The sequence below is a fragment of the Rhodococcus sp. HM1 genome (assembly GCF_023218075.1).
In the GTDB taxonomy this organism is placed as follows: Bacteria; Actinomycetota; Actinomycetes; order Mycobacteriales; family Mycobacteriaceae; genus Rhodococcus.
The window spans coordinates 1-1,108 of record NZ_JALPTB010000179.1; the positions used below are offsets into that span (position 1 = coordinate 1).

At 69.5% G+C, this 1,108-nt stretch carries 3 protein-coding genes; all 3 read right to left on the reverse strand.

Annotated features, from left to right (window positions below; all coding sequences use genetic code 11):
• Positions 1-66: 66 nt before the first annotated feature.
• The 3 genes from M1M07_RS32280 to M1M07_RS32290 are packed head-to-tail and all read right to left on the reverse strand — an operon-like array spanning position 67 to position 1,037.
• On the reverse strand, positions 67-411 hold the full coding sequence (locus tag M1M07_RS32280) for a hypothetical protein (RefSeq protein ID WP_248676775.1): 345 nt from the start codon (positions 409-411) through the stop codon (positions 67-69).
• 9 nt (positions 412-420) lie between these two features.
• A complete protein-coding gene (locus tag M1M07_RS32285) occupies positions 421-765 on the reverse strand; it encodes a hypothetical protein (protein ID WP_248676776.1) in 345 nt (114 codons plus the stop codon).
• Complete coding sequence (locus tag M1M07_RS32290) at positions 762-1,037, reverse strand: hypothetical protein (RefSeq protein WP_248676777.1); 276 nt, start codon at positions 1,035-1,037, stop codon at positions 762-764. The genes M1M07_RS32285 and M1M07_RS32290 overlap by 4 nt, the downstream gene beginning before the upstream one ends.
• Between the last annotated feature and the right edge of the window lie 71 nt (positions 1,038-1,108).

Consider the following 1,108-nt stretch of genomic DNA (forward strand, 5'->3'; position numbering starts at 1 on the left):
CTCGCGGCCGGCGCCGAGGCGGTCGACTCCGGCAGCGCCGGGCGCAGCGCGATCGAGGCGCCCACGCTACGTGCCCTGCGGGACCCGCAGCGTCACCGGAACGCGCAGCTTCCCGGCCGTGGTGAACGGCGCGGGACTGTCCAGCGGATGCGACCACTGAAACGTCGAGCCGTTCCAGCAGGACATGTGGGTCACGGTCGTGGAGGCGGGGATGTCGAACTCGAGTTCCGAGCCCACCACATCACCGTCGGACGCTCCCGGCGTCCAGGTCAGGGTCTTGCGGGCGTAGCTGCCGCCGGTGACCTCGGATGCTCCGGTGGTGCCGGGGTCGGCGGTGTGCGCCGAGAACGTCGCGCCGAGGCTCGACAGCTCGACCGCGAGGGCTTCACGGACGTCGGTGGCCATCTTCATGGGGTGCTCCTAGCGGGGTGTGCGTTCGATCTGGCCCTCGTACCAACAGAAGTCGAGGGTGTCGGTGGCGGGCGGTTCGACCGGATAGTGCGGGTACAGCTGGTAGGTCAGGCCCTCGTCGATCAAGTCAGCGTCCTCCGACTGCACCCAGAACTCGATGTAGTCCGCGGTGACCTCGAGCGCGGGCCACGTCGCGATCACCGGCGAGCCGACCTCGGGGCCGTCGGTGATGACGATCGCGGCGGTCGTGTCGGCGGGGAACGGCGGGTCGTTCGGGTGCCGGTTGTAGCGGTGCACGTAGTCGGCGCCGCGGGTCAGGATCAGCGGCTCAACGATCGGGGTATATCCGCTCACGCCGCCACCTCGTATCCAGCGAGTTGCAGCGCCAGCGTGTGCGACGGATTCGGCGACACGTGCGTGCCCGCCTGCGGACGCACGTCACGACCGAGGACCGCACCGGTGTCATCAGCGAGGACCACCACGACCTGACCCTGCTGCCCGTAGGCGGGCGGGCGGGTGTAGATCACGATATGGTCGGCGCCCGCCATCGGCGGATCGATCCGGTACAGACGCGCCGGGCCCGGATGCCCACCAAGGTCCCCGTCGACGAGTGTTGCTGTGCCCATGGGATTCTCCTGTCAGTAGAAGCGGGTGGTGACGAAGATGGCGCCGCCGGCACCGTTGCCGCCGTTGCCCG